We start from the raw sequence: 26,602 nt of genomic DNA, 5'->3' as shown, positions 1-26,602 counted from the left end.
GAAATCGGCTAGAGAAGAAAGCATCTGCAAGACTGATCTGCCAGCACGGGCAGGGGAGAAAGACGGCGTGACGTCAGAAAACACACATCTGGTTCTGGTGGATGGTTCGGGGTTCATTTTCCGTGCCTTCTTTGCCATTCCTCCCATGAGCAGCCCGGAGGGTGTGCCCGTCAATGCCGTCTATGGCTTCACCAACATGCTCTCCCGGCTCATCAAGGAGCATGAAGGTCAGCCGATGGCCGTGATCTTCGATGCAGGCCGCAGGACATTCCGTAACGACATTTACCCCGATTATAAAGCCCATCGCCCCGAACCGCCGGAAGACCTGCGCCCCCAGTTCGACCTCATCCGTCAGGCAACCGACCAGTTCGGGATTCCGGCCATCGAGCTGCCGGGCTGGGAGGCGGATGACCTGCTGGCGACCTATGCCCGCCTGGTCGTGGAGCAGGGCGGCAGCTGCACCATCATCTCGTCAGACAAGGACCTGATGCAGCTTGTCCGCCCCGGTGTCTCCCTGAAAGACCCGATGAAGCAGAAGCCCATCGGTCTGGCCGAGGTTGAAGCCAAGTTTGGCGTCACGCCGGACAAGGTGGTGGATGTGCAGGCCCTCATGGGGGATTCCACCGACAACGTACCGGGCGTGCCGGGCATCGGCCCCAAGGGAGCGGCGCAGCTGATCAATGAATATGGATCGTTGGAGGCCGTTCTGGCCGCAGCCCCCGGGATGAAGCCTTCCAAGCGGCGGCAGAATCTGATCGATCACGCCGAAGGTGCCCGCATCTCCCGGCAGCTTGTCCTGTTGGCGGATGATGTGGCCGTGCCGACACCTGTCGATGAGCTGCGGCCCCGTGAGCCGGACGCCGAAACGTTGCGGAGCTGGCTGGAGAGCATGGGGTTCTCTTCCATTCTCCAGCGCATGGGTTTTGGCGGCAAGGCCCGCCACCCGGCACAGCGCAGGCCCGAGGCCAGCCCGGCTTCAGCTGCGGCAGAGGGGCAGGATGTCGGGGAGATACCCCGCAGTGAGGCTCCTTTCGGTCCCTATGAGACCGTCACGGACAGGGACACGCTGGCCCGGTGGATCGACGCCGCCCGTGCCGCAGGACGTGTGGCCGTGGATACGGAAACAACCGGCCTGAACGCCCGCACGGCCGAAATTGTTGGCCTGTCTCTGGCCGTGGCTCCGGGCAGGGCCTGTTATGTGCCGTTCCGTCATGAAGGCACGCTGGAAGCTCCCGTGGGCGACCAGCTGGACGTGAAGGCAACGCTGGATCAGCTGGCCCCGCTGATGGCCGATGAGGCCGTCCTGAAGATTTTCCAGAATGCAAAATATGACCTTACCATCCTGCGGCAGGCCGGTCTGGAGGTCATTGCCCCGCTGGATGATACAATGCTGCTGTCCTACGCCCAGTCCGCCGGGGCGCACGGGCAGGGCATGGATGAACTCTCTCGCCTGCATCTGGATCATACCCCCATTCCCTATGATGACGTGACGGGCAAGGGGCGCAACCGGGTGCCTTTCACGCAGGTGCCGCTGGATAAAGCGACTGCCTATGCAGCGGAAGATGCCGACGTGACGCTGCGCCTCTGGGAGGTGCTGCGTGTGACGCTGCCCCGCCAGAAGGCGGCGGCCCTGTATGAGGAAATGGAACGCCCGCTCATCACCGTTCTGGAGCGCATGGAGGAAGCTGGCGTGCGGGTGGACGCCGATGAGCTGCGCCGCCTGTCGGAGGATTTCGCCATCCGCATGGCGGAGATGGAACAGGGGATTCATGATCGGGCGGGGCGGCCCTTCAACATCGGGTCGCCCAAGCAGCTGGGGGAAATCCTGTTTGATGAGATGGGCCTTCCCGGTGGCAAGCGCACCAAAACGGGCTCGTGGGGAACGGATTCCCGTGTGCTGGAAGAGCTGGCCGAGCAGGGCCATGATCTGCCAACGGCAATCCTGAACTGGCGGCGTCTGGCCAAGCTGAAATCCACCTATGCGGATGCGCTGCTCAAGCTGATGGACCCGAAGACCCAGCGTGTGCATACGACCTTCCAGATGACGACCACGACCACGGGGCGTCTCTCCTCCAACGAGCCGAACCTCCAGAACATTCCCATCCGCACGGAGGAGGGGGCACGCATCCGTCAGGCTTTCGTGGCGGCTCCGGGGTACAGGCTTCTGTCTGCCGATTACAGCCAGATCGAGCTGCGCCTTCTGGCCCATGTGGCGCAGATTGAGCCACTGTTGGATGCCTTCCGTCACGGGCAGGACATCCATGCCCGCACGGCGTCTGAAGTGTTCGGCATCCCGTTGGAAGAGATGGACCCGCTGACAAGGCGACGGGCCAAGGCCATCAATTTCGGCATCATTTACGGCATTTCAGCCTTCGGGCTGGCCCGGCAGCTTCAGGTGCCGCAGGGTGAGGCCAGACGCTATATCGAGGCCTATTTCGACCGCTATCCCGGTATCCGGGATTATATGGAAAAGATGAAGGAAGAGGCCCGGGAGAAGGGCTATGTGCTGACCCCCTTCGGTCGCCGCTGTTATGTGCCGGGAATCACGGCAAAGCAGGCAGCGCAGCGGTCCTATGCCGAGCGTCAGGCCATCAATGCTCCCCTGCAGGGTGGAGCGGCGGACATCATCAAGAAGGCCATGGTCACCCTGCCGGACCGTCTGGCCGAGGCCGGGCTGAAGGCCCGGATGCTGCTTCAGGTACATGATGAGCTGCTTTTTGAAGTCCCGGAAGCCGAGGCTGAGGAGACGGCGGCCCTCGTGAGGGAGGTCATGGAATCTGTGGCCAGGCTGGATGTGGCCCTCTCCGTGGAAACGGGGCTTGGCCAGAACTGGGCTGAGGCGCACTGATGCAGCCGGACAGGAATGAGGAGACAGGAACAGACATGACGGACCGTTCGAAGACCGGGGCAGGCCCGGAAACTGACCCGAAGAAAACAGTCGTCCGTCGGGCCGGCCTGGTCGTTCTGGGGCTGATCCTGCTGGCAGGGCTGCTGGGCTATGGTGGTTACTGGCTCTCCACAGGGGCGGATGAAGGGGCACGGGTTCACGCACAGGGCAATGTGGTGGGCGGCTCCTTCCGGGTCTTTTCCCTTGGTGGTGGCATGGTGACGGAAGGTGATTTCCGGGGCTCATGGACGGTCGTCTGGTTTGTGGACCCACGCTGCCCGCCGGAACGCTGCCAGCCTCCGCTCAAGGCTCTGGACCAGACCCTCGTGACGATGAAGCAGAAAGGCCAGCCTGTCCTGCCTCTGGTCGTCTCGCTGGATGCCCGGGCGGAAGACCCGGACACGCTGAAGGACTATGTGATGGGCGTAGCCCCGCACATCTTCCCGGTCTTTGCGACCCCGAACATGACACAGGCCATGACACGCCTCTACCATGCGCCCTATGCGCTGGAGCCGGGGCAGAGTTACTATCAGTCGGCTCCATCTTTTGTGGTCATGACACCGGAAGGTCATTACGCTGACACGCTGCCCGTGACGGATGATGCAGCTGGTCTGACGGCGGGTCTGGAACAGATCATGGCCCGTTCAGGACAGAATTGAGAGCAAGGAAGAGCCCACATGCTACGTTACCCCATTCTTCTGCTGGATTATGACGGCACTTTGGCCGAGACCCGCCCTGCCATCCTGCGGAGTCTGGAGGAGGCCTTCACGGATATTGGCCGGACGCCACCGCCCCGTTCCTACCTGAAGGAGCGGCTGGGTAAGGGGGATGCGCTACAGGGGTTCTATCAGAGCATTGTGGATGAAGGGGCATCCATGGATGAGGCCCAGCGTTATGTGGCTGCCTACCGCCAGCGTTATGCCCAGGCGGATGAGGAAGAAACCTATCTGTATGACGGAGCCCATGAGGTGCTCCAGATTCTCCAGGGGCGGGGCTACAGGATGATTGCCGTAAGCAACAAGCACGGTCCGACCCTGCGGCACAGCCTTGCCCGGTTTCAGCTGGAGCCGTTTTTTGAGGCGTCCATCGGTGCTGAAGAGGGGCTGCCCCGCAAGCCGGAGAAGGAGGTTTTCACGCAGCGTCTGGCCCATATGCTGCCGGGCTGGGGGGCGGAGCAGTGCCTCATGGTGGGTGATACGACAGCGGATATCGGGTTTGCCCAGACCCTTGGCATGGATGTCTGCTGGGCCAGTTACGGTCACGGTGTGGCAGAGGTTTGCAGGGAGATGAAACCTACCTATCAGTTTGACAGCTTGTGGGAACTGCCGAATCTGCTGTCAGAAACGGAAAGCTGACAGAACTCGGCGGACAGGTTCATACGGAACAGGCCCGGCTCATTTTCATGGGCCGGGCCTGTTTTGCAGGTGCGGAAAATCTTACAGCCCGATGTCGCTGCGGAGCATCTTGTCATCCCACTGGATGGTCGCAGCAGCTTCATAGGCCCGGGAGCGTGCCTTGGCTGCCGTGGGACCCGTGGCGCAGATGGTCAGGACACGCCCGCCATTGGCCAGAAGCCGGTCGCCATCCTGTTTCGTTCCCGCATGGAAGACGGACACGCCGGGCAGCTGTTCCGTCCGGTCCAGCCCGGAAATGACACCGCCCTTGACGGGCGCATCCGGGTATCCCTTGGCGGCCAGCACCAGAGAAATGGACGGCTTGTCCGAGAAACGGATGCTGTCCTCGGACAGCGTGCCTTCCGCCAGAGCCTTGAGGGCAGGGAGAAGGTCGCTTTCCAGACGGATGAGCAGGGCCTGTGCTTCCGGGTCACCAAAGCGCACGTTGTATTCGATCAGCTTCGGCCCTTCTTCCGTCAGCATCAGGCCAGCAAAGATGACGCCACGGAACGGCGTGCCCCGGCGGACCATCTCGGCCAGCATCGGGCGGACCGTGAGGTCCAGTGCGGCTTCCTGCGCCGCCCGGTCGAAATCCGGTGGCGGGCAGATGGCTCCCATGCCGCCGGTGTTTGGCCCGGTATCGCCATCACCGACCCGCTTGTGGTCCCGTGCAGCCCCGATCAGGCTGGCTTTGTCATCCGCACAGAAGGCGAAGAGGGACACTTCCCGTCCGACAAGACATTCCTCGATCACCAGCGGCAGGCCGAGGCGGTCGATGGCTTCCAGAGCCTCATCCACGCTCTGGGCCACGACCACGCCTTTGCCGGCGGCCAGACCATCCGCCTTGATGACGATGGGAGCACCCTGTTCACGGACGTAGGACTTGGCGGCCTCCTTGCTGCTGCTGGCGTCGAAACGCTGCCAGCGGGCGGTGGGGATACCGGCAGCATCGGCCACTTCCTTGGTGAAGGCCTTGCTGCCTTCCAGAGCGGCGGCAGCCTGGGAGGGGCCAGCGCAGGCGATACCCGCTTTCTGGCAGGCATCGGTCAGCCCTGCCACGAGGGAGACTTCTGGCCCCGGTACGACGAGGTCGATCTTTTCCTTCCGGGCGAACTCGACAAGACCGGCAATGTCATCAGCCGCAATGGGAACACAGCGTGCGCAGGCTGCCATGCCGGGGTTGCCGGGGGCGGCAAAGAGTGTGTCCAGCAGAGGGGACCGGGCAATGGCTGTGGCAAGGGCATGTTCCCGCCCACCTGAACCCACCAGAAGTACGCGCATCCTGTTTCCTTTTATATCTCGTGTGATGCAGATAGCCGCTTTCACGTCATCTGCCATTTAGCATAGAATGGCCGCATGATGGAACGAGAGAGCCTTCTTTCTCCCGCCGGGCCGCAGGGCGGTACGGGGCCGGGGAGCAGCAACATACCGGAATATTCCGTAGGAGCCATTTCCTCGGCGATCAAACGTGTGCTGGAAGGCACCTTCGGGCGGGTACGTGTCCGTGGCGAGATCACGGAGATGAAGCGGTATGCTTCCGGTCATGTCTATCTCTCCCTCAAGGATGAGGGCGGGAAGATATCGGGTGTCATCTGGCGGGGGAACGTTTCCCGGCTGGGGATGGTGCCGGAGAATGGAACGGAGGTCATCGCCACCGGGAAGATTTCGTCCTATGGCGAACGCTCAAACTATCAGCTCATCATCGACAGCATGGAGTTTGCAGGGGAAGGTGCCCTTCTGGCCCGGATCGAAGCCCTGCGTGTCCGCCTGCGGGATGAGGGGCTGTTCGATCAGGGGCGCAAGAAGCCCATTCCGTTCCTGCCCCGTTGCGTGGGGGTGGTGACGTCCCGGTCCGGGGCGGTGCTGCACGACATCTGCACGACCATATCCCGCCGTTTCCCGCGGGATGTCCTGCTCTGGCCCGTGGCAGTGCAGGGGGAAGGGGCAGCCCGTCAGATCACCCATGCCGTGCAGGCCATGGGGAACCTTCCCAATCCGCCTGATGTGCTGATCGTGGCCCGTGGTGGTGGCTCATTGGAGGACCTGATGGCCTTCAATGATGAAGCCGTGGTACGGGCCGTGGCGGCCTGCCCCCTGCCGGTGATTTCTGCCGTGGGGCATGAGACGGATACGACCCTCGTTGATTACGCTGCCGACCGTCGGGCCCCCACACCGACTGCCGCCGCTGAAATGGCGGTGCCCCTGCGGTCCGAGCTGATGGCGGACCTCGCCCATCGGGCGGCACGGCTTTCTGGTGGTCTGGCGGGGATATTGCAGCGGCAGGGGCTGCGGCTCCAGGCCGTGGTGGCCCGGATGCCGGACCTTCCGGGGCTTCTGGACACAGCCCGGATGCGGCTGGATGATCGTGCCCAGAGGCTGGAGCTGGCCCTGCCGGGATTTGTGATGCGTGCCCGTGCCCGGCTGGGGCAGGCTGCCTATCATTTGCCCGCCGTGGAGACCGTCATGGGGCAGCGGCGTGGCCTCGTGGAGGCACAGGCCGGGCGGTTGCAGTCTGGTTGGGAGCGGTATCTGGATGGCTGCCAGATGCGTCTGCTGCGGGCGCCATTGCGGCTGGAGACGGTGCAGTCCCGGCTTGCCCTCCAGCGGACGAGGCTGGAAGGGGTGGCCCGGCATCTGAAGGCCGTCTCACCCCTCGCCATTCTGGAACGGGGCTATGTTCTGGTGCAGGATGAGGCAGGTCATGCCGTGACATCATCCGCTGCCCTGCCAGTGGGGAGCCATGTGCAGCTTTCCTTTGCGGATGGTGTCCGGCAGGCCCGGCTGGACCCGGATGAAGGCCGCAGATAGTCTGCACAGGAGATTTCGGAGCCCCGGGAGCCATCATGGCGTCCCGAGGAAGGACAGGACATCCATGAGGATGTGGAGGAGGGATATGGTGCGTAACATTGCGAGGGGCCGCCACAGATGTGGCTTGCAGAGACTGGGCTGTGGCCTGCTTCTTGTGGCAGGGAGTGTCCTGGCAGGCTGTAGCAGCCAGCCAACAGCCCGGCAGGTCGAGGCAGCGCAACATCCGGCCATCCAGAGCTTTGCCGGGGCGCCGTCTGGTGGGGGGAGCGGGGACAGTTCGTCCTCACCACAGATGAAGACGAACCTGCCATCTGCTCCCGTCAATACACCGCTTTGTGGTACGGCCCTGCGTGAGCAGGCCAGTACGGGGAGCGAAATCTATGGTCGCAGTCTGGCTACAGGCAACAGCTGTACCCGTAATGCCTGCTTCCAGCCATTGACGGGGACGTTCATTGCGGAGGATGGCAACAATAGCGTCTGTCGCTAACATCATATTTGTGTGGATGTGAAAAGGGCGGCCAGAGAGTGATCTGGCCGCCCTTTTTCATGGGCTCCGATGGGAGGGGGAGGAGGCGCCTTTAGCGCTTCCACCAGCCGACACGCCGCTTTTTGGGCTTTGCCTCATCGATATTGACAGGCTGCGGTGCTGCCACATTCTCGACCGGGGCTGTGTCCTCAGCCTTGGGGGCGGCTGCTACAGGGGCCTCTTCTGCCGTGTCCGCCTTTTTGCGGCGAGCTGGGCGCCGCCGACGGGCTGGTTTTGCCTCTGTCTCGGTTGGTGTCTCATTGTCCACACCGGTTTCAGCGACAGAAACAGGCGCCTCTTCCGCAGCCGGGGCAGCGTCCGCTTCTGCCGTTTCGTTCCGTGCCGGGCGGCGGCGGGGACGGGGGCGGCGCGCCTGACGACGAGCGGCTTCCTCTTCAGCTTCGGCAGGATCGACTGGACGGGCCGGTATCTTCACGACACGATTGTCGTCCTCTTCTTGCTCTTCGTCCACCACGATGCGGCTGCGTGTAGCCGGGCGGCGACGGGTACGGGTGCGACGGGCCGGTTTTTCATCATCCCCTTCTGCAGGGCTTCCCGTTTCCACGGGCTGCCTGTGGGGGCGGGAGGAAACGGCAGGTTCTTCTTCTGTGGCAGGAGGGGCTTCAGCACGTCCGCTCAGGCGGGCCTCCTGCTGTTCCATCATGTCGAAGATGTCGATGCCAGCCCCCTGGAAGGGATTGGCCGGTGTTGGTCCCTGATAGCCAGAAGATGCCTGACTGGGGGCCGGTTCATCCTGATGGCGTGCCGGGCGGCGACGGGATGCCGGGCGTTCACGGCGGCGGCTGGGCTGCTCGGTCTCTTCCTCACGGTGGCTTGGAGCAGACGGAGCGGCGGTCGTGACACGCCGTGTCCTTGTCCGGCGACGACCGGGCATGAGAGCCTGGTCATCATTGGTATCTGCCGTGCTGTCAGCCTCTGGCGCTGCGGGGCTCGCCTCCTGCAGGCTGGTCTCTGCCGTTTCGTCCCGGGTCTCCTGCTCGTTGCGGCGACGTCCACCACGGCGGCGGCGGCGGCGACGGGAGATGCTTTCACTGCCCGTTTCCTGTTCGTCCCGGGTATCTTCGGCCTCGGCTGGCAGGCTGGCTTCCATTGCAGGGGCAGCCCCTTCCGTGATGTCGATCGTACGGACCGTGTTGACAGGGCTGTCCTCACGGGAGGGTTTCTGGCGTGCGGCCAGCCGTTCGATGCGGAGCTCGCCTTCCGGCAGGCTGTCGTCATTTTCGAAACGGATGGTCATGTCATGCCGTTGTTCAAGCTGGCTGATGGCAGCCCGTTTGCTGTTGAGCATGTAAAGAACGATGCTGGGGCTGACATGGACGATAATGTCCGAAGAGCGACGGCGGCTGGCTTCATCCTCCACGCTGCGGAGGACCTGGAGGGCCATGCTTTCCACACCCCGGATGAAGCCGGTACCCTGACAGTGCGGGCAGGGGCTGAGCATGCTCTCGGCAATGGAGGGGCGCAGACGCTGCCGGGACATTTCCAGCAGGCCGAAATGGGAGATGCGGCCCAGCTGGATGCGGGCACGGTCCACCCGGAGGGCATCCTTGAGGCGCTTTTCCACCTGGCTGTTGTGGCGGCGGCTTTCCATGTCGATGAAGTCGATCACGATCAGCCCGGCCAGATCACGCAGGCGCAGCTGGCGGGCGACCTCCTCGGCCGCTTCCAGATTGGTGCGGAGGGCGGTTTCCTCGATATTGCGCTGGGAGGTGGACTTGCCGGAGTTGACGTCAATGGCCACCAGAGCTTCAGTCTGGTTGATGACGAGATATCCGCCGGATTCCAGCTTTACCGTCGGTGAGAACATGGCCTCCAGGTGGCTCTCCACCTGATAATGGGCGAAGAGATTCTGCCCCCTGTTCTGCCACATGCGGATGCGGCTGGCATTGTGGGGCATCAGCAGGCGGGCAAATTCCTTCGTGTTTTTCCATGCCTCTTCCCCATCCACCAGTACGGTCTCGATATCACGGGTGAACAGGTCCCGGATGGCCCGCTTGATCAGGCTTGCTTCCTCATAGATCAGCGCCGGGGCGATGGAGGAGAGGGCGTGGTTGCGGATGTTGTCCCATAGCTGGAGAAGGTAGTCGCAGTCTTTGGTGATTTCCGCTTCCGGGCGGCCTGCACCGGCCGTGCGGATGATCATGGCCATCGTCCGGGGCAGGTCCAGCTTGCCGACAATGTCCCGCAGGCGACGACGGTCCGTTTCGGAGGTGATCTTGCGGGAGACCCCACCGCCACGCAGGGCGTTGGGCATCAGCACGCCATATCGTCCGGCAAGGGAGAGGTAGGTCGTCAGGGCGGCGCCCTTGTTGCCACGTTCTTCCTTGACAACCTGGACAAGGATCACCTGCCGACGGCGGATGACTTCCTGAATGCGGTAATTGCGGAGGAACCGGGCCATGCGGCGGCTGGCGCTCTGTTCCTCACCGGTATCATGTTCCCCGCTGACGATCTCCGGGCCGGGCTCGTCATCCTCGGGAAGGCTGTCTTCGTCATCATCAGCCTCTGGATCGCTGTCCCGGCCCCGCTGCTCGGCAGCGTATTCTTCTTCCTGCAGGGCAAGGAGCTTTTCCCTGTCCGCAACGGGGATCTGGAAATAGTCGGGGTGGATCTCGCTGAAGGCCAGAAAGCCGTGGCGGTTGCCGCCGTAATCCACGAAGGCCGCCTGGAGGCTGGGCTCTACACGGATGACCTTGGCGAGGTAGATGTTGCCTTTGAGCTGACGGCGCGCTGATGTCTCGACATCATAATCTTCAATGCGCTTGCCGTTCATGACCACAACGCGGGTTTCTTCGGCGTGTGTGGCGTCTATGAGCATCTGCTTTGTCATGAAGGACTGGACTCCGTGGCGCACGGGTCATGGCCCTGTCTGCGCCGATTGTCTTGGTCAGCAGAGGGCAGGTGGTCCGGTCTCTTGCGGGCAGATACCCTGAGGGGGTCGCCAGATTGGATAACACAGAACAGCATTGCAGCCTCTGGTAAACACGCTGATGGCAGGTCCTGCCATCGGGAATTGACGCAGCCCGCCGGGGGATGGTGTGGCCATCCGGGTAGGCTGCCTGTGGTTCGGATGCAGTGTCTCCGCCAGGGTGTGAGCACACCGGGAACAACCGTCCCGGGCTATCTGCACCAAACGGCGCGAAAGGTACTGCATGTGCGGGCCCTGTCTGATGCTGTCCTGCCTGCCCGTTGTCAGGGGCGGGGATGCATGGGAGATCCGGGCTTCTGCAAAGCGACAATGGCCTAAATCGGCCTTCATGGCAAGTGGGTAGTTGGGGGGTGGTGAAAGGGGCAGAATAAAGCCATTTTTTCCTGTCTGTATCAGGCTGTTAACCAAAGAAAGCAGGAAGATTGTTCCCGTGGCAGGAATGATCGCCTAATGGGGTGTGACAGGCAGGACCTGGACCGGAGAGGGAGGAGGATCACCATGGCAAAGCTGACACGTCGTCATCTTCTTGGTGCGGCTGCCAGCGGGCTGCTGGCGGGCGGAGCGGGAAAGGCTGCGGCAGCACGGCATGGCTTGCGGAAGGCCCCCGCCGTATTGCGTGGAGCATCACCGCCCAGACCCGTCATCATGCTGGACCCCGGCCATGGCGGAAAAGACCCCGGGGCCATCGGTGTCTCAGGAACATATGAGAAGCATATTGCTGTGGCTGCAGCAACGGAGCTGCGCGCGCTTCTCATGGCGTCTGGCCGGTATGATGTGGTGCTGAGCCGGACGGATGACCGTTTCATCCCCCTTGCCGGGCGGGTGGAGCTGGCCCATCGGCACAAGGCGGATCTTTTCATCTCCATGCATGCCGATGCGCTGCATCAGTCTGATGTGCGTGGGGCCAGTGTCTATACGCTGTCCGGCAACGCTTCGGACAGGCAGACCGCCCTGCTGGCAGAGACGGAAAACAGTGCCGACCGTTTTGCCGGGCCGGGCATGGCCGACGTGCCGCCGGATGTGGAGGAAATACTCAACAGTCTTGTTCGTGAAGAGACGCGCCGGGGGTCTGCGCATATGGCGGCCAGTGTGATCCGGTCATTCCAGAACCGCATCCAGCTCCTGCATCATCCATCCCGCCATGCGGCCTTCCGGGTTCTGAAGTCTGGAGACATTCCGTCTGTTCTGGTGGAAATGGGGTTCATGTCCAACCATCTGGATGAACAGGCGCTGCGGCGTGCTGCCCACCGTACGCAGATCACCCAGGCCATGAAACAGGCCATTGATGGCTATTTCCTGCGGCAGCGGAAAGGGATGCTGTAAAAAAAACAGAGAGTTCCGCTTGCATTCCCTGTCATTGCTCGCTAGCGTGGAGGGGTAATGACATTTTTTCACGCCCTCCTTCTACGACTTATGAACCCCTGAACGCCATACAGGCGAGCAGGTTGCTTTGCTGCGTTCAGGGGTATTTTTTCCCATTTCGGGTTTTCGTAGATATCTGGAGTTAGAGCGTAGTTATGTCTTTTCAGCATCCTTCCTTTGGTCATGTTGCCGATAACCGTGTCATCATTTTTGACACGACCCTGCGTGATGGTGAGCAGTCCCCTGGTTTCTCCATGAATCTGGGCGAGAAGCTGCGGATGGCCCATGCGCTGGCAGCTCTGGGCGTTGACGTCATAGAGGCAGGCTTCCCGGCTGCATCGGAAGGAGACTTCGAGAGCGTGAAGCAGATTGCCGATAATGTGGATGGCCCCGTCATCTGTGGTCTGGCCCGCAGCGCCGCCAAAGACATCGAGGCTGCCGGAAGGGCCATCAAGGGCGCACGGCGTGGGCGTATCCACAACTTCATCTCCACGTCTCCACTGCACATGAAGTACAAGCTGCGGATGGAGCCGGAGCGGGTGTTGGAGCTGATCGCTTTCGGCAACAAGGAATCCCGCCGTTACACGGATGACGTGGAATGGTCTGCTGAGGATGGATCCCGCACGGACCCGGATTTTCTGTGCCGCTGTGTGGAAACGGCCATTGCCAACGGGGCAACGACCATCAACATTCCCGATACGGTCGGGTTTGCAACCCCCGATGAGATGGAGCGCATCTTCAATATGCTGAGGGAGCGTGTGCCGGGGGCGGATCAGGTCATTTTCTCCACGCACAACCACAATGATCTGGGGCTGGCTGTTGGCAACACGCTGGCAGCGGTTGAAGGTGGTGCCCGACAGATTGAATGTACGATCAACGGCATTGGCGAGCGTGCTGGTAATGCCGCTCTGGAAGAAGTCGTGATGGCCCTGCGGACCCGTCATGACCGTTATGGCATGGAAACCGGCATTGAAACGCCCCGCCTGCTGGGCATGTCCCGTCTGCTGGCGACCATCACGGGCTTCGATGTCCAGCCGAACAAGGCCATCGTGGGGCGGAATGCCTTCGCCCATGAGAGTGGCATCCATCAGGATGGCATCCTGAAGCATGCCGGGACTTATGAGATCATGACGCCGGAAAGCGTGGGCTGGACGAGCACCTCGCTGGTGCTGGGCAAACATTCCGGCCGTGCGGCCTTCCGGGACAAGCTGAAGGCTCTGGGTTATGATGACCTGACTGAAGAGACGGTCAATGCGGCCTTCCAGCGTTTCAAGACCCTGGCAGACCACAAGAAGATCGTTTTTGATGATGATGTGCGGGCACTGGTGGATGATGAGAGCCGTGACCATGAGCGTGTCCGTCTGACCTCGCTGGAACTGAAGGGCGGTACGCAGCATGCTGCCCAGGTCGTTCTGGATATCGAGGTGGATGGTGAGGCCCGTCATGTCTCTGCCACGGGCAATGGGCCTGTGGATGCCGTGTTCCGGGCCATCGGTGAGGCCTTCCCGCATCAGGCGACGCTGGCGCTGTTCTCCGTGGCCAATGTGACAGAAGGTACGGATGCGCAGGCCCGTACGACCGTGCGTCTCCAGGAAGGGGGGCGCCTGGTGGACGGGCAGGGGAGTGACCCGGATACGGTCGTTTCGGCAGCCCGGGCCTATATCCATGCCCTGAACAAGCTGCTGGTGAAACGTCTGCGGGGTGAACCGGAAGAAATGTCTGCCTGAAGATGAGAGAAGGGGACCGGTAGCCGATACTGCCATGCCTGCATGTCGGCTGCTGTTTTCCTTCTGTCATGGTGGGGATGAAACGTTACCGCATGTTAATTGAAGCGGAGTTTTCTGCGAAAAATATTGTCTCTGGCAGGAATATGGCCTTGCTGAACTGTTGTGGGGCTCTATAATTTGTGGCGAATGCTGTGGGTGGTGTTCTGCTTATTTTCATTCCCCGTGCGTGCGGGGTTATCCGGCCAGGAGTTTTGAATGTTCTCTCGTCTGTTGGGGCTCATTTCCGCTGATATGGCGATCGATCTCGGCACTGCCAATACCCTCGTTTATGTCAAGGGGCGTGGCGTGGTGCTGAGTGAGCCTTCCGTCGTCGCTGTAACGGAAGTGCGCGGGCGCAGACAGGTCCTGGCCGTGGGAAATGAAGCCAAACTGATGGTTGGCCGTACGCCGGGGAACATTCAGGCCATCCGCCCTCTCCGTGACGGTGTCATCGCCGACTTCGAGAGTGCGGAGGAGATGATCAAGCATTTCATCCGCAAGGTTCACAACCGCCGTTCCTTCTTCAGTTCCCAGATCGTCATCTGCGTGCCGTCCGGTTCCACTGCCGTGGAGCGCCGTGCCATCCAGGAGAGTGCAGAGAGTGCTGGTGCCCGCAAGGTCTATCTGATTGAGGAGCCGATGGCAGCAGCCATTGGGGCCGGTCTGGCCGTGACGGAGCCTTCCGGCAGCATGATCGTGGATATCGGTGGGGGAACGACCGAGGTTGCCGTGATCTCCCTTGGCGGGATTGTCTATGCCCGGTCTGTCCGGGTTGGTGGCGACCAGATGGATGAGGCCATCATGGCTTATATCCGTCGCAACTATAACCTCATGATCGGGGAAAGCTCCGCCGAGCGGATCAAGATTGATCTCGGCGCTGCGTCTTTTGACGCCAACATACAGACGGAAGAGCGGACCATGCCGCTCAAGGGGCGTGACCTGCTGAATGGCGTCCCCCGGGAGATCACCGTCAGTGAGGCCCAGATTGCCGAAGCCCTCCAGGAGCCTGTCGGGCATATCATTGATGCCGTAGCCACCGTGCTGGAGCATACACCGCCGGAGCTGGCCGCTGACATCGTGGAGAAGGGCATTGTCCTGTCCGGCGGGGGAGCGCTGCTGCGGCGTCTGGATGATGTCCTGCGTCAGGCTACCGGCCTGCCGGTTTTCGTGGCAGAGAATGCGCTTTCATGCGTGGCTGTGGGGACTGGCCGCACGCTGGAGCACATGCAGCAGCTCCGCAGTGTCCTGAGCAGCATGTATTGATCCCTGGTCTCCGGCGGGGGATGGTATCCTCCGTGACCGGGGGCTGAGCGGAGGGAAAAGGCGGGCCATGGTCTCCATTCACACACGTCAGCTTCTGTCCGGGCTTGTTCTGCCGGTCATGGTTTTTCTGGCTGTGGGGACTGTTCTGGCCGGGCAGATATGGCCGGGCAGGGCCATACAGATTCGCATGGCGGCGGCGCAGAAGGCCGGGGCCATCTATCAGGTTCTGTTGTTCCCTCAGCGGCAGTTTCATGAATGGCAGATCACCCTGCAGGGGGTGGGGGACCTGCTGGCCGCCAATGCGCAGCTTCGGCAGGAAAACCAGAAACTTGCTTACTGGCATGGTGAGGCCCAGACTCTTCGGCAGGAAAATGCCCGCCTGAAGGCTGTGCTGCACTGGGGAGCGGAAGATACCCGGGATTATGTCAGCGGATGGGTCGTTCGGGATGAGAGTGGCCCTTACCTGCGGGCGGTTCTGTTGCAGGTGGGGGAACACCGGGTGCAGCAGGGAAGTCTGGCCGTTGATTCTTTCGGGCTTGTCGGGCGTGTCAGTGAGGTGGGACCGCATGTGGTGCGAGTGCTGCTGATTGAGGATGCTGCCAGCCGGATTCCCGTCACGTTACAGAGCAGCGGAGGGGATGCCATGATGATTGGCGACAACACGCCTTATCCCCGTCTCATGTATTACAATCAGAGCCTCATGCCGGAAGAAGGCGAGCATATCGTCACACGGGGGCAGACAGGCCTGACAGGCGGTGTTGCCGTTGGTCATGTGCATTATCTGGCGCCAGGGCAGCCGGTTGTCATCCCTGATGCCGCTCTGGGAAAACTGGAGCTGGTTCGTATTTTTGATGGTGGCTTTACCCTGGAGGCCCCACCCAGTGCGGGAAGGGTCCGGGAGAAGCCTCCGCTCCTGCCGGATCATCGGGATGGGGAAGCCCCTTCGAATTGGCAGAATCTGCGCCGCTTTCTGCCATTTTCGTCTCTCAGGAACGGCTGAGGGTACTTTCTGGACGGTCGGCGTTCCTGATATACGGTCTCAAATTAAGCCGTTTGTTATCATCAATGCCTTATAAGGTGGTCAGGTGGCATTTGTGGCACGATTCGGGTAATGGCATGAAACCTGCCCCGAAGGCGTGATCTGCCCTCCAGGGAGGTTTGCTTTCTGTAGAAGAGAGCACTATTTCCGGGAAGGCACGGGGGCGGTGGAGCAGCAACGGGTACGGGGCTATGGCATTACGGTTGGAGCAGGGGCGTCTGGATCATGAGGCGCTGGAGGGAACACGGCAGCGCAAGCTGATGGTTCGTGTGCGGCGCAAGCTGTCCCCCTGTGTCATCATGGTGGTTCTGGCTTTTGTGTTGTCCGCCCCGTTTGGCATACTCGGGCAGACCGAACTCCAGACAGCCCTGACACTGGGGACGGTCTGGTTCTGGGCGCTTTACCGTCCTGCTTTCATGCCCCTGTTCGGGCTGTTCTGTAGTGGGGTGGTGATCGAGTTCTTCAGTGCCAATCCGCCCGGCGTGCTCCTGTTCTGGATGCTGGTAGCCTATGGCGTGGCTCATGGCTGCCGTGTTGGTCTGTCCCGTCGTGGATTCCTGCTTTCCTGGAGCCTGTATGGGTTGATTGTGCTGGGAGAGGCCCTGACAGACTGGGTGTTGATGGTCATCCGGGTCCGGGGGGCGCTGTCGGTCTATCCCATTGTTTTTCAGGAGGCTCTCGCTGTAGGGAGTTATCCCTTTCTGCATGTTCTGTATTTATGGGGGCTTTCTGTTATGGAAAAGCATGACAGACTGTAATAGACTATGGCCATCTGAAGTGTGGAAGCCTTGAGTTTTCCTTCCTTAATCTTTTTTTAAGCGTATATTGCAGATGTTCTTCCGGCGTGATGAAACTCGTCCGCCATTTCGGAAACGAAGTGGGCCAGCGGCTGACCTGTCTTTTTCAGAAGAACAGGCTGTCGGTGGGGGTATGTTCACACGCCGTGCCCTGCTGCTTCTGGCAGCGCAGACAGGGGTCATGGGGACGCTTGCCCATCATCTCTATCAGATGCAGGTCGTTCATGGCGATGAGCTGAAGGAGCAGGCACGCCGCAACCGGACCAGCCGCCGCCAGATTGCACCAGCCCGTGGTGAGATCTACGACCGCTGCGGTGTGCTGCTTGCCGGCAACCGTCCCAACTGGCGTGCGCTGATCATGACGGAGGAAACGACGGACCTCCAGGCCGTGGTGGACCGCTTTGCTACGATCGTGCCGCTGGATGACCGTGACCGGGCCCGTATCGAGCATGATCGCAAACATATCCATCGTTACGTCCCGCTGACCCTCAAGGAATTCCTCTCCTGGGATGATGTCGCCCGGCTGGGGCTGAATGCTCCGACCCTGCCCGGTGTTCTGATCGATGTGGGAACAACACGGGAATATCCGTTCAAGGACCTGTTGTCCCATATCATCGGGTATGTGGCCCCTCCCAATGAGACGGATGTCCAGCGGGATGGCATCATGGCCCTGCCGGGGATGAAGGTGGGGCGTGCCGGGGTGGAGCAGACGCAGGAAAGCCATCTGCGTGGACAGCCCGGCACGGTGGAGATGGAGGTCAACGCCCATGGCCGTGTCATGGGCGAGCTTGAGCGTGTGGAAGGCCAGCCCGGGGCCCGGCTGGAGCTGACGCTGGATAGCGCCTTGCAGACCCGCATCCGGGAGCGGATTGGTGAGCGTGTGGCCAGTGCCGTGGTGATGGACTGCCGCAATGGCGAGGTGATGGGGCTGGTCAGCACACCTTCTTTCGACCCGACCCTTTTTGATGGTGGCATCAGCCGGACACAGTGGAACAGTCTGATCACCGACCAGCGCACGCCGCTGGTGGACAAGGCCGTTTCCGGCCTTTATCCGCCGGGCTCCACTTTCAAGCCTGCCGTGGCACTGGCCGCCCTGAAGGCCCATGCCATCACCCCGTCGGACCGTTTTTCCTGTCCGGGTTATTACGACATGGGGGGCGTGCGCTTCCACTGCTGGAGCCGTTACGGGCATGGGTCGATCAACCTGCATCAGGCACTGAAATATTCCTGCGATGTCTATTTCTATCAGGTGGCCCGGCGCTGTGGCATGGAGGCGATTCATGAAGCCGCCGCCTTCCTGGGGCTGGATGGGAAGCTGCCGATAGAGCTGCCCCACATGCGGGCAGGGTCCGTTCCGACCCCGGAGATGCGCCGTCGCCATGGTCACCACTGGAATGGTGGTGATACCGTCAATGCCGGTATTGGGCAGGGGCTGGTGCAGACAACACCTCTGGCACTGGCCACTTATGTATCCCGTCTGGCAACGGGGCGGTTTGTGCAGCCACATCTTCTGCGCTCGGTGAGCGGGCAGGGCATTGCACCGGTTCTGGATCCCCTGCCTTTCGCAAAGGAGGCCCTCGCTGCTGCCCGGGGGGGGATGTTTGCTGTGGTGAATGAGCCACAGGGCACGGCTCCGGCTGCCCGGTTGAGCCTGCCTGGTGTACAGATGGCTGGCAAGACCGGCTCTGCACAGGTGCGGAACGTGCCGAGAGCCCTGCGTGAGAGCGGGCACTTCAACTCCATGAACCTGCCGTGGCAGTATCGTCCTCATGCGTTGTTCATCTGCTTTGCACCTTATGACAATCCCCGTTATGCGGTGTCTGTCGTGGTGGAGCATGGCAATGCGGGTGCGACCGAGGCGGCCCCTCTGGCTGCACAGATCATGACGGATACTCTCATCAGGGACCCGGCCAGCCGGACCTCCCTGTCCCGGGGGGTCGTGGCGAGGGCTGACGGCCTGGATGACTGAGGGATAGAAGGACGTCATGCCGCTGAAGGACTTCACCGTTCCCCGTACGGCCCGCCGCCTGCTGCGGGCAGAGCCGAACCTGCGCATGTTCTCCCGGCTCTGGCAGATCAACTGGTTCTTTGTTCTGCTGGTCTGCTGTCTGGCCGGTGTGGGGTATGTTGCCCTGTATTCAGCCGGTGGCGGGCGTGCGGAGGCTTTTGCCCAGCCCCAGCTCATCCGTTTCTGTTTCGGGCTTCTGATGATGCTGGGCGTGGCGCTGGCCAGCCCACGGGTCTTGAGGATGCTCTCCGTGCCCATTTATGGGCTATCCATCCTGCTCCTGGTACTGGTGCTGAAGATGGGGCATGTGGGCAAGGGGGCGGAACGCTGGATCAATCTGGGCGGCTTCCAGTTCCAGCCCTCCGAATTTGCCAAGATTGCCCTGGTCCTCATGCTTTCAACATGGTTTTACCGGATCGGGCGGGACCGTATGGGCAATCCGCTGCGGCTCATCATCCCGGCGCTTCTGACACTTCTGCCGGTCGTGCTGGTGTTGAAGGAGCCCAATCTGGGGACAGCAACCATTGTTGGTGTGATCGGGGCTTCACTGTTCTTTGCGGCGGGGATGCGGTGGTGGCAGATCATCATCCTTGTTGCGCCCCTGCCGTTTCTGGGGCCCTTCATCTATAATCATCTCCATGATTATCAGAAGGCTCGGATTGATACCTTTCTGCATCCTGAGCATGATCCGCTGGGGGCAGGGTACAACATTCTCCAGTCCCGTATTGCTCTGGGGGCGGGTGGGCGCTGGGGGCAAGGCTACCTGCATGGCACGCAGGGACAGCTGAGCTTCCTGCCGGAGAAACAGACAGACTTCATCTTCACCATGATCGGGGAGGAATGGGGGTATGTCGGGGGTGTGGCCGTCATCGGGCTACTGTTCCTGATCCTGCTGAGCAGCATGCTGATTGCCCTGCGTTGTCGGAACCGCTTTGGCCGGCTGGTCGGGCTGGGCATCGCCATGGATTTCTTCCTGTATTGCGTGGTCAATCTCTCCATGGTCATGGGGGTCATCCCGGTGGGAGGCGTGCCGCTACCGCTGATCTCCTATGGAGGGTCAGCCATGCTGACCATGATGTTCGGTTTCGGTCTGCTGCTTTCCAGCTGGGTGCATCGGGATGACCCTGACTGATCTATTGGAACCGTAGGGCCGAGACCCCACCTGGAGGAGGTCGGGTTGCGGAGTATCGTGGCCGGTTTTTTTCAGGTGTCTGTTTTTTATGCATCAGTGGCTTCTTCCCCTGCTGGCTTTTACGACCGCAGCGGCAATTTTCACCATCACGCCGGGGCTGGACTCCGTCATGGTCCTGCGGACGGCTGCCTCCGATGGGCGCCGTGCTGGGATCGGGGCCATTTTTGGCATTGCCGTGGGGCTGAGCCTCTGGGGGCTGGCAGCGGCCTTCGGGCTGACAGCCCTTCTGGCGGCGTCTTCCACGGCGTTCTTCGTCGTCAAATGTGTTGGTGCGGTTTATCTGGTCTGGATGGGCGTCAGCCAGCTTCTGCGCCCCCGTATGGCACTGACGACGGAGGCCGGGCCGGAGCAGGCCCGGCGGGTGGAACATCGCAACGCCTTCTGGCCGGGATTCCGCCGTGGGATGCTGACGGACCTGCTCAACCCCAAGGCGGGTATTTTCGTGATCACCTTTTTCCCTCAGTTCATCCCGCCCGCCACGGATGTGGTGGCGTTTACGCTCGTGCAGGTGGTGATCCAGGTCGTGCTGACCTTCATATGGCTGGGGCTGCTGGTGGCCCTGACGGTCCCGCTGGCACAGTTCTTCAACAGGCCTGTCGTGGTGCGCCGTCTGGACCGGCTGACCGGGCTGGTCTTCATCGGTTTCGGAGCCAAGATATTCCTGACAGACAGTCCCTCGCACTGAGAGGGACACATAAAAAAGGCCGGTGAGAGAACGCTCCCACCGGCCTTTTTATCGTAGCCTGTTTGTGAGACTGAAGCTCAGCCTTCGATCCGGCCAAAATCAGCAATCAGCTGGCCACTGCGGCTGAAGGCCGACAGCAGGCGCAGACGGTTGAGACGCTGGCCAGCATCTTCCGCATTGACGGTCACAGCCTCGAAGAAGCGGTCCATGATCGGACGCAGGGCGGCGAGATGCTGCATGGCACTGGTGAAGTCATCATCGGCCAGACTGGCCGTGATCTTCGGCCCGGCTTCATTCAGGGCCGCATCCAGGTCACGTTCCTCATCCTGTACATAGAGTGCCGCTTCAGGGGCCTGATGGTGCGGGCCGTCCTTTTTCTCCTCGATGCGCAGGATGTTCGTGGCCCGGCGGTAGGCTGCCAGAAGGTTCTGCCCGTCTTCCGTGCCCATCATGTCGGACAGGGCCTCCACACGGCTGAGCAGGCGGACCAGGTCGCCATCCAGATGATCGGTGAAGAGGCTCCTGTTTTCCTGCACCTGTGTGACGGCCAGCGTGGCATCCAGCACGTCGTGACGGCGTCCTTCATTGCGGAGCTGGACCCGGAGCCTGTCGGTGAAGAAGGGTTCCAGCTCACCCAGAGCGGAATCCTTGCCCTCCTTCCCGGCATAGGCCTCGGCTGCTCTGGAGAGCAGGCTGCCGAGATCGATACGCAGGCCATTGTCCCGGATGGTGCGGATCACCCCAAGGGCGGCACGGCGCAGACCATAAGGATCACCAGAGCCGGTGGGGGTTTCCCCGATAGCGAAGAACCCCGCCAGCATGTCCAGCCGGTCCGCCAGAGCGACGGCAACAGAGACGGGAGCATTGGCCGTGCCATCCTGCAACCCACGGGGCATGTAATGTTCGGCAACGGCCTGGGCTACTTCCGGGGCTTCACCATCATGGGCGGCGTAATAGCCGCCCATCACGCCCTGAAGCTCGGGGAACTCACCGACCATGCCGGTCGTCAGGTCGGCCTTGGCGAGCAGACCGGCCCGTTCGGCGTGTTTCATCTGTGCGTCACTCAGCTGCATGGCCGTGGCGATGATGCCTGCCAGAGTGCTGATGCGCCGTGCCCGCTCTTCCTGAGTGCCCAGTTTCGCATGGAAGGTGACGGGCTTCAGGGCCTCGACACGGTCGGCCAGTTTCGTCTTGCGGTCGAGGTCCCAGAAATGGCGGGCATCGGCGAAGCGGGCCCGCAGGACACGCTCATTTCCGGCGATGCAGAGCGTGCCGCCATCGCTGAAGGTCTGGTTGGCCACGAAGGCGAAATAGGGAGCGGCTTTGCCGTCTTTCGTGCGCAGGGCAAAGTACCGCTGGTTGACCCGCATGGAGACCTGCATGACTTCCGGTGGAAGGTCCATGAAGGCATCATCGATGCGGCCCAGCAGGGGCACGGGATATTCCACCAGCCCGCTGACCTCACGGACCAGCCCTTCATCCTCGACAAGCGCCAGCCCCTTCTCATCAGCGAGCGCATGGACACCCTGACGGATGAGATCGGCCCGTTTCTCCTCGTTGATGACGACGTGGCGGGCTTCCAGCTCCTTCAGCCACTGTTCCGTGCCGGTGACGGTGAACGTGCCGGGGGAGAGGATGCGGTGGCCTTCGGTCACGTTGCCGCTCTTCAGCCCGTGGGCGTCGTCATCCTGACGGGCCAGGGTGAAGGGAACTGTCTGGCCATCCAGCAGGCAGACAATGTGATGGAGCGGGCGTACCCAGGTGAAGAGGGAGCCATTGCCCCAGCGCATGGCCTTGGGCCACGGGAACTTCCAGAGGAGGTCCGGCAGCTGTTCGGCAACCAGCTCCGCCGCCCTGACTGGCGGCAGGGTACGGTTGAGAACCCAGAAACCGTTTTCCTTCGTCAGCTTATCGGGGCTGACGCCATGTTTGCGGGAGAACCCGGCAAGGGCCTTTTCCGGGGCATTTTCCCGGGGGCCACGCTCGGAAATGGTGCGGGTGGGGATGCTCTCATCCACCTCGAGGCTGGCCGCAATGTGGCGGGCACCATGAAAGCTGCGGATGTTGCGGGGGTTCAGATCGGCGAGGGCCTGTTCCAGCAGGCGGGCGAGGTCCTCGGCAGCACGGGCCTGCATCCCGGAGGGGATTTCCTCGCAGAAGAGGTCAAGAAGCAGTTCAGCCATGGGTGGTTTCCTCCTCGTCTCCAGCAAGCCATGCTTCGCAGGCAGCTTTGGCCAGGGTGCGTACACGCCCGATATAGGAGGCACGTTCTGAAACAGAAATGACCCCTCGTGCATCCAGCAGATTGAACAGATGGGAGGCCTTCAGGCACTGGTCATAGGCGGGCTGGGCCACGCCAGCTTCGGAGAGGCGGATGGACTCAGCCTCGGCCGCCCGGAACTGGGCAAGGAGCATGTCCGTATCGGCCAGCTCGAAATTGTGCCGTGAATAGTCCCGCTCTGCCCGGAGGAAGACATCTCCATAGGTCAGGCCCCGGCCATTGAAGTCGAGGTCATAGACATTCTCGACCCCCTGCACATACATGGCCAGACGTTCCAGCCCGTAGGTCAGCTCGGTGGAGGGAACGACGGTCGGGATGCCACCAACCTGCTGGAAGTAGGTAAACTGTGTGACTTCCATGCCGTCGCACCAGACCTCCCAGCCCAGCCCCCAGGCCCCGATGGTGGGGTTTTCCCAGTCATCCTCCACGAAACGGATGTCGTGCTTTTCCGGGTCGATCCCGATGGCCCGGTAGCTTTCCAGCAGCAGGTCCTGGCTTTCCTGCGGGGTGGGTTTGAGCAGCACCTGATACTGGTAATAATGCTGGAGGCGGTTCGGGTTCTCGCCATAACGGCCGTCGGACGGGCGGCGGCAGGGCTGCACATAGGCGGCAGCCCACGGCTTGCGGCCCAGTGCACGCAGGGTCGTGTGAGGGGACAGTGTACCCGCACCCAGTTCAGTATCGTAAGGCTGGAGAATGGCACAGCCCTTCTGTGACCAGAACTGATGAAGGCGCAGGATCAGATCCTGAAAGCAGGGGGGCCGGGATGTGGACAATTCACTAGGCTCCATTAACGTAAAGATGTCTGCATATTACAGGATGAGAGGCCGGATCACCAGCGGGTAGGGGTGGGAGAGGGTAAAGAAGTTGCCGCCGTGCAGGGTGGTTTCTTAAGATGGTCTTTACGGCAGGTGCATTCTGTGGGCCTCTGCCGGGAGAAGAGGGGGCCAAGACCCTTGCGGGGGATGGAGAGCTGTATCATATCATGTGGCATGAAGAGACAGCGCCCATGTCGCGCCCCGCCCGGGCGGGCGGGGGCTGCTGAGCAGTTGTGAAGGACAGCACGCCCATGAACTCGGAAGAACGTGATCTCATAAGTCGCTTTGTTGCCCGTGTTGGGGGAGGCGTGGGGCTGCCGAATGGCCAGAGCCCGGCGTCCCTGCCGCCGATCGACCCGGAGGCAGACCGTTTCATCGCCGAGAATTTCCAGCGTTTCCCGGAGGCCCGCTACCGTATCACGCAGCTGGCTGTCGTGCAGGAGGCGGCTCTCTCCCAGGCGCAGGCCCGCATCCGTGATCTGGAGTTCCAGCTCCAGCAGGCGAGGGGGCAGATCGCCCAGCTCCAGCAGCAGGCCAGTCAGCCGGGGCAGCAGTCAGGTGGGTTCTTCTCCGGGCTGTTCGGTCGGGGGGCTTCTGCGTCCGCTCCACCGCCTCGCGGGGCCTCCCTGCCACCGGGCTGGGGGCCTGCCTCTGGTGCTGCTGCGCCGGAGATGGGGCGGAGTTATGCCCCGCCACCGGGTTATCAGCCGGGTATGTTCGGGCGGTCCGGTTCCGGCTTTCTGGGGTCTGCCCTGTCCACGGCGGCCGGTGTCGCAGGCGGGATGATGGCGGCCCATGCGCTGGAGGGTCTGTTCTCCGGGGAGCATGGCCATGAAGGTGTCGGTGGTGCTGGCGATGGTTTTGGCAGTGAAACGACCATCATCAACAATTATGGGGACAATTATTCTGATCCGTTTGCCGGAAGCGGGACAGATGCCGCAGGGTTCTCTCCGCAGGATTTTGGCCCGCAGGATGCGCCGGTTGATAATGGCGGTGGCTTCGGTGGTGATGACATCGACAGGGACGATTTTTTCTGAGATCGGCTCCGAACGGAGCATGATGCAGGCGGGGCCTTCAGGGGCCCCGTCTTGTCATCATGGAGTACATATTCCGGCCGTGATGGCCCCCTGTTCGGAACAGGCTATGTGACCGCCGGGGGCTGACAGAAAGGGACAGGACAGAGAGTTATGGAAAAAGCCCCCCAGCCCGTTCTCGGGCCTGATGCCAGCGCTGAGACACCGGACCAGCAGCCGGACCGGACCCTGTATGATGTGGCTGCTGTTGAGGATGTCAGGGAAGGAGAGGTTTTTTCTGTCATCATCAAGGAGCAGTCCATTGCTCTCGTGCGTGTCGGGGGGGAGGTTCATGCGCTGGGGGGGCGTTGCCCGCACAAGGGGGCGCCGCTGCGGGGGCGTCTGCACTGTTACAGCAAGGCTCACGGTGATGTGATTGTCTGCCCGTGGCATAAGGCGGTGTTTGGCGTACGGGATGGCCGGGTGAAGGAGCCGGTCGCCTTTTCTGGCCTGCCCGTCTATCCTGTCCGCCTCGTGGAGGGGCGGGTGCTGGTCGGGGTCAGTCCTTTGCCTGCCAGAGTTCCTGAGCCCTGCATGGAGGACAGTTCCGTGCTGGTGCTGGGTGGTGGTGCGGCGGCAGCCAGTGCCATCTATACCCTGCGTGAGGAGGGTTTTGCCGGTAGCATCATCCTCATCGGAGATGAGAGCCTGCCTCCTTATGACCGTCCATCGCTCAGCAAGGGCATTTTTCTTGGGGGGCCGGACAAGGTTCAGCCTCCGCTGCTGCTGAATGATGCTTTTTTTGCCCATCATGAGATCACCCGTGTGCAGGGGACAATCACCAGTCTGGACTGCACGGCAAAGCGTGTCGAACTGGCTGACGGGCGGGATTACAGTGCGGACCATGTGCTGATCACGACAGGGGGGCGGCCTGCGAAGCCGGATCTTCCCGGCATCGAGCTGACCGGGGTGATGACCATGCATGGCGTGCAAGATGCCCGCCAGATTGCAGAGGAGATCACGGGGGAGCAGGCTGTCGTGCTGATAGGTGGCGGGCTGACCACGTTGGAGCTGGCTTCTGCCCTGCGGCAGAAAGGGGCTGGTGTGACGGTGATTGCCCCGGAGCAGGTCATTCCCATGGAGGCCCAGTGGGGGCGGGAGGTCGGGCGCATCCTGCTGCGCCTGCACGCTGACAATGGCGTAGCTTTCATCACGGATAGTGAAGTGGTGAACATATACGGAAAGGACCATGTGGAGGGCATCGAGCTTGATGATGGCATGAAGCTGCCCTGCACCCATGTTCTGGTGGCTGTCGGCAATGAGCCATGCCGCAGTTTCCTGCCTGATGATGTTGGGACGGACGCTGATGGTGGGGTGTCTGGCATTGTTGTGGATGAGGACATGCGGGTTCTGCCCGGCATTTATGCGGCGGGGGATGTGGCCGCCTTCCAGCATGAAGGAACGCTTTGTCGCATTGAACACTGGCGTCAGGCGCAGATAGAGGGGCGGGCCGCTGCCCGGACCATTCTTGGTCTGTCCCGGCAGCCCATGCCCATCCCCTGGTACTGGACCCAGCAGTTCGGCAAAAAGCTGGAATATATGGGGTGGGGAGAGCCGTTCGACCGGGTCCTGATAGAAGGGGACTTGAGCGGGTTCGACTTCATGGCGGCTTACATGAGGGGGCAGAAGGTGGTGGCGCTGGTTTCGGCTGGCCGGTCTTCCGCCATGGCTCGTGCTGCGGTCGATTTTGATGGGTTCGTTGCAAAAGAGGTGCGGACAAGCATCGTGTGATAGGGCTTGCATCCTGTTTGTT

19 protein-coding genes are annotated in these 26,602 nt (G+C 61.7%); 15 read left to right on the top strand and 4 right to left on the bottom strand.

Annotated elements, in window-relative coordinates; genetic code table 11:
- The first annotated feature begins 67 nt into the window (after positions 1-67).
- From polA to CO583_RS03450, 3 genes are read left to right on the top strand one after another with little or no spacing between them, the layout of a single operon-like run.
- Positions 68-2,848 (top strand): DNA polymerase I, encoded by a 2,781-nt coding sequence (gene polA, locus CO583_RS03460; protein WP_248630568.1) that lies wholly within the window; start codon positions 68-70, stop codon positions 2,846-2,848.
- Between the two features lie 35 nt (positions 2,849-2,883).
- The gene (locus tag CO583_RS03455; protein WP_043561521.1) at positions 2,884-3,546 is read left to right on the top strand and encodes an SCO family protein; all 663 of its coding nucleotides are present in this window, start codon (positions 2,884-2,886) and stop codon (positions 3,544-3,546) included.
- Between the two features lie 18 nt (positions 3,547-3,564).
- Positions 3,565-4,242, top strand: a complete 678-nt coding sequence (locus tag CO583_RS03450) for an HAD family hydrolase (protein WP_103765371.1) — start codon at positions 3,565-3,567, stop codon at positions 4,240-4,242.
- 81 nt (positions 4,243-4,323) lie between these two features.
- Here CO583_RS03450 and purD read toward each other — a convergent pair whose 3' ends face one another.
- Positions 4,324-5,562 (bottom strand): phosphoribosylamine--glycine ligase, encoded by a 1,239-nt coding sequence (purD, locus tag CO583_RS03445; RefSeq protein WP_248630383.1) that lies wholly within the window; start codon positions 5,560-5,562, stop codon positions 4,324-4,326.
- A gap of 75 nt (positions 5,563-5,637) precedes the next feature.
- On the opposite strand from purD, the gene xseA reads away from it, so the two are divergent.
- Together xseA and CO583_RS03435 are read left to right on the top strand one after the other, a co-directional pair.
- On the top strand, positions 5,638-7,089 hold the full coding sequence (gene xseA / locus CO583_RS03440; RefSeq protein ID WP_248630384.1) for an exodeoxyribonuclease VII large subunit: 1,452 nt from the start codon (positions 5,638-5,640) through the stop codon (positions 7,087-7,089).
- Between the two features lie 85 nt (positions 7,090-7,174).
- On the top strand, positions 7,175-7,576 hold the full coding sequence (locus CO583_RS03435; protein ID WP_052349135.1) for a hypothetical protein: 402 nt from the start codon (positions 7,175-7,177) through the stop codon (positions 7,574-7,576).
- A 91-nt stretch (positions 7,577-7,667) separates the two neighbouring features.
- Here the strand turns inward: CO583_RS03435 and CO583_RS03430 are convergent, their stop codons facing one another.
- Entirely contained in the window at positions 7,668-10,466 is a 2,799-nt protein-coding gene (locus CO583_RS03430; protein WP_181005191.1) for a ribonuclease E/G, read from the bottom strand.
- 597 nt (positions 10,467-11,063) lie between these two features.
- On the opposite strand from CO583_RS03430, the gene CO583_RS03425 reads away from it, so the two are divergent.
- The 8 genes from CO583_RS03425 to CO583_RS03390 all read left to right on the top strand — a co-directional run bounded on the left by CO583_RS03425 (position 11,064) and on the right by CO583_RS03390 (position 20,677).
- Entirely contained in the window at positions 11,064-11,888 is an 825-nt protein-coding gene (locus CO583_RS03425) for an N-acetylmuramoyl-L-alanine amidase (protein WP_043561514.1), read from the top strand.
- A 194-nt stretch (positions 11,889-12,082) separates the two neighbouring features.
- Entirely contained in the window at positions 12,083-13,654 is a 1,572-nt protein-coding gene (locus CO583_RS03420; protein ID WP_043560779.1) for a 2-isopropylmalate synthase, read from the top strand.
- Positions 13,655-13,909: 255 nt separating this feature from the next.
- The gene (locus CO583_RS03415) at positions 13,910-14,956 is read left to right on the top strand and encodes a rod shape-determining protein (RefSeq protein WP_043560776.1); all 1,047 of its coding nucleotides are present in this window, start codon (positions 13,910-13,912) and stop codon (positions 14,954-14,956) included.
- 67 nt (positions 14,957-15,023) lie between these two features.
- On the top strand, positions 15,024-15,956 hold the full coding sequence (gene mreC, locus CO583_RS03410) for a rod shape-determining protein MreC (RefSeq protein ID WP_043560775.1): 933 nt from the start codon (positions 15,024-15,026) through the stop codon (positions 15,954-15,956).
- Between the two features lie 230 nt (positions 15,957-16,186).
- Positions 16,187-16,753, top strand: coding sequence for a hypothetical protein (locus CO583_RS03405; protein WP_043560774.1), 567 nt, complete (start codon positions 16,187-16,189; stop codon positions 16,751-16,753).
- Positions 16,754-16,925: 172 nt separating this feature from the next.
- Positions 16,926-18,761, top strand: coding sequence for a penicillin-binding protein 2 (gene mrdA, locus CO583_RS03400; RefSeq protein WP_227449652.1), 1,836 nt, complete (start codon positions 16,926-16,928; stop codon positions 18,759-18,761).
- Positions 18,762-18,777: 16 nt separating this feature from the next.
- The gene (gene rodA / locus CO583_RS03395; protein WP_052349127.1) at positions 18,778-19,932 is read left to right on the top strand and encodes a rod shape-determining protein RodA; all 1,155 of its coding nucleotides are present in this window, start codon (positions 18,778-18,780) and stop codon (positions 19,930-19,932) included.
- Between the two features lie 88 nt (positions 19,933-20,020).
- On the top strand, positions 20,021-20,677 hold the full coding sequence (locus CO583_RS03390; RefSeq protein ID WP_043561507.1) for a LysE family translocator: 657 nt from the start codon (positions 20,021-20,023) through the stop codon (positions 20,675-20,677).
- Between the two features lie 77 nt (positions 20,678-20,754).
- Here the strand turns inward: CO583_RS03390 and glyS are convergent, their stop codons facing one another.
- Together glyS and CO583_RS03380 are read right to left on the bottom strand one after the other, a co-directional pair.
- Positions 20,755-22,860 carry a glycine--tRNA ligase subunit beta gene (gene glyS, locus CO583_RS03385; protein WP_248630385.1) on the bottom strand — a complete coding sequence of 702 codons (2,106 nt, stop codon included), beginning with the start codon at positions 22,858-22,860 and terminating at the stop codon, positions 20,755-20,757.
- Positions 22,853-23,749, bottom strand: coding sequence for a glycine--tRNA ligase subunit alpha (locus tag CO583_RS03380; protein ID WP_081562978.1), 897 nt, complete (start codon positions 23,747-23,749; stop codon positions 22,853-22,855). The genes glyS and CO583_RS03380 overlap by 8 nt, the downstream gene beginning before the upstream one ends.
- Positions 23,750-24,027: 278 nt before the next feature.
- On the opposite strand from CO583_RS03380, the gene CO583_RS03375 reads away from it, so the two are divergent.
- A complete protein-coding gene (locus CO583_RS03375; RefSeq protein WP_043560769.1) occupies positions 24,028-24,813 on the top strand; it encodes a DUF2076 domain-containing protein in 786 nt (261 codons plus the stop codon).
- A 150-nt stretch (positions 24,814-24,963) separates the two neighbouring features.
- Positions 24,964-26,580, top strand: coding sequence for an FAD-dependent oxidoreductase (locus CO583_RS03370; protein WP_081562979.1), 1,617 nt, complete (start codon positions 24,964-24,966; stop codon positions 26,578-26,580).
- Positions 26,581-26,602 lie beyond the last annotated feature (22 nt).

Source organism: Parasaccharibacter sp. TMW2.1882 (genome assembly GCF_023337635.1).
GTDB lineage: Bacteria > Pseudomonadota > Alphaproteobacteria > Acetobacterales > Acetobacteraceae > Bombella > Bombella apis.
The sequence above is the reverse complement of the archived record's forward strand: the minus strand, read 5'-3'. Positions and strand labels throughout refer to the sequence as shown.

Bases quoted from the DNA above. Each gene is read 5' to 3' on its own strand.
- CO583_RS03425 (WP_043561514.1), top strand. From the start codon at position 11,064: ATGGCAAAGCTGACACGTCGTCATCTTCTTGGTGCGGCTGCCAGCGGG.
- CO583_RS03435 (WP_052349135.1), top strand. From the start codon at position 7,175: ATGGTGCGTAACATTGCGAGGGGCCGCCACAGATGTGGCTTGCAGAGA.
- CO583_RS03450 (WP_103765371.1), top strand. From the start codon at position 3,565: ATGCTACGTTACCCCATTCTTCTGCTGGATTATGACGGCACTTTGGCC.
- CO583_RS03375 (WP_043560769.1), top strand. From the start codon at position 24,028: ATGAACTCGGAAGAACGTGATCTCATAAGTCGCTTTGTTGCCCGTGTT.
- purD (WP_248630383.1), bottom strand. From the start codon at position 5,562: ATGCGCGTACTTCTGGTGGGTTCAGGTGGGCGGGAACATGCCCTTGCC.
- CO583_RS03415 (WP_043560776.1), top strand. From the start codon at position 13,910: ATGTTCTCTCGTCTGTTGGGGCTCATTTCCGCTGATATGGCGATCGAT.
- CO583_RS03455 (WP_043561521.1), top strand. From the start codon at position 2,884: ATGACGGACCGTTCGAAGACCGGGGCAGGCCCGGAAACTGACCCGAAG.
- xseA (WP_248630384.1), top strand. From the start codon at position 5,638: ATGATGGAACGAGAGAGCCTTCTTTCTCCCGCCGGGCCGCAGGGCGGT.
- rodA (WP_052349127.1), top strand. From the start codon at position 18,778: ATGCCGCTGAAGGACTTCACCGTTCCCCGTACGGCCCGCCGCCTGCTG.
- CO583_RS03390 (WP_043561507.1), top strand. From the start codon at position 20,021: ATGCATCAGTGGCTTCTTCCCCTGCTGGCTTTTACGACCGCAGCGGCA.
- mreC (WP_043560775.1), top strand. From the start codon at position 15,024: ATGGTCTCCATTCACACACGTCAGCTTCTGTCCGGGCTTGTTCTGCCG.
- CO583_RS03420 (WP_043560779.1), top strand. From the start codon at position 12,083: ATGTCTTTTCAGCATCCTTCCTTTGGTCATGTTGCCGATAACCGTGTC.
- glyS (WP_248630385.1), bottom strand. From the start codon at position 22,860: ATGGCTGAACTGCTTCTTGACCTCTTCTGCGAGGAAATCCCCTCCGGG.
- CO583_RS03405 (WP_043560774.1), top strand. From the start codon at position 16,187: ATGGCATTACGGTTGGAGCAGGGGCGTCTGGATCATGAGGCGCTGGAG.
- mrdA (WP_227449652.1), top strand. From the start codon at position 16,926: ATGTTCACACGCCGTGCCCTGCTGCTTCTGGCAGCGCAGACAGGGGTC.
- CO583_RS03380 (WP_081562978.1), bottom strand. From the start codon at position 23,749: ATGGAGCCTAGTGAATTGTCCACATCCCGGCCCCCCTGCTTTCAGGAT.
- CO583_RS03370 (WP_081562979.1), top strand. From the start codon at position 24,964: ATGGAAAAAGCCCCCCAGCCCGTTCTCGGGCCTGATGCCAGCGCTGAG.
- CO583_RS03430 (WP_181005191.1), bottom strand. From the start codon at position 10,466: ATGACAAAGCAGATGCTCATAGACGCCACACACGCCGAAGAAACCCGC.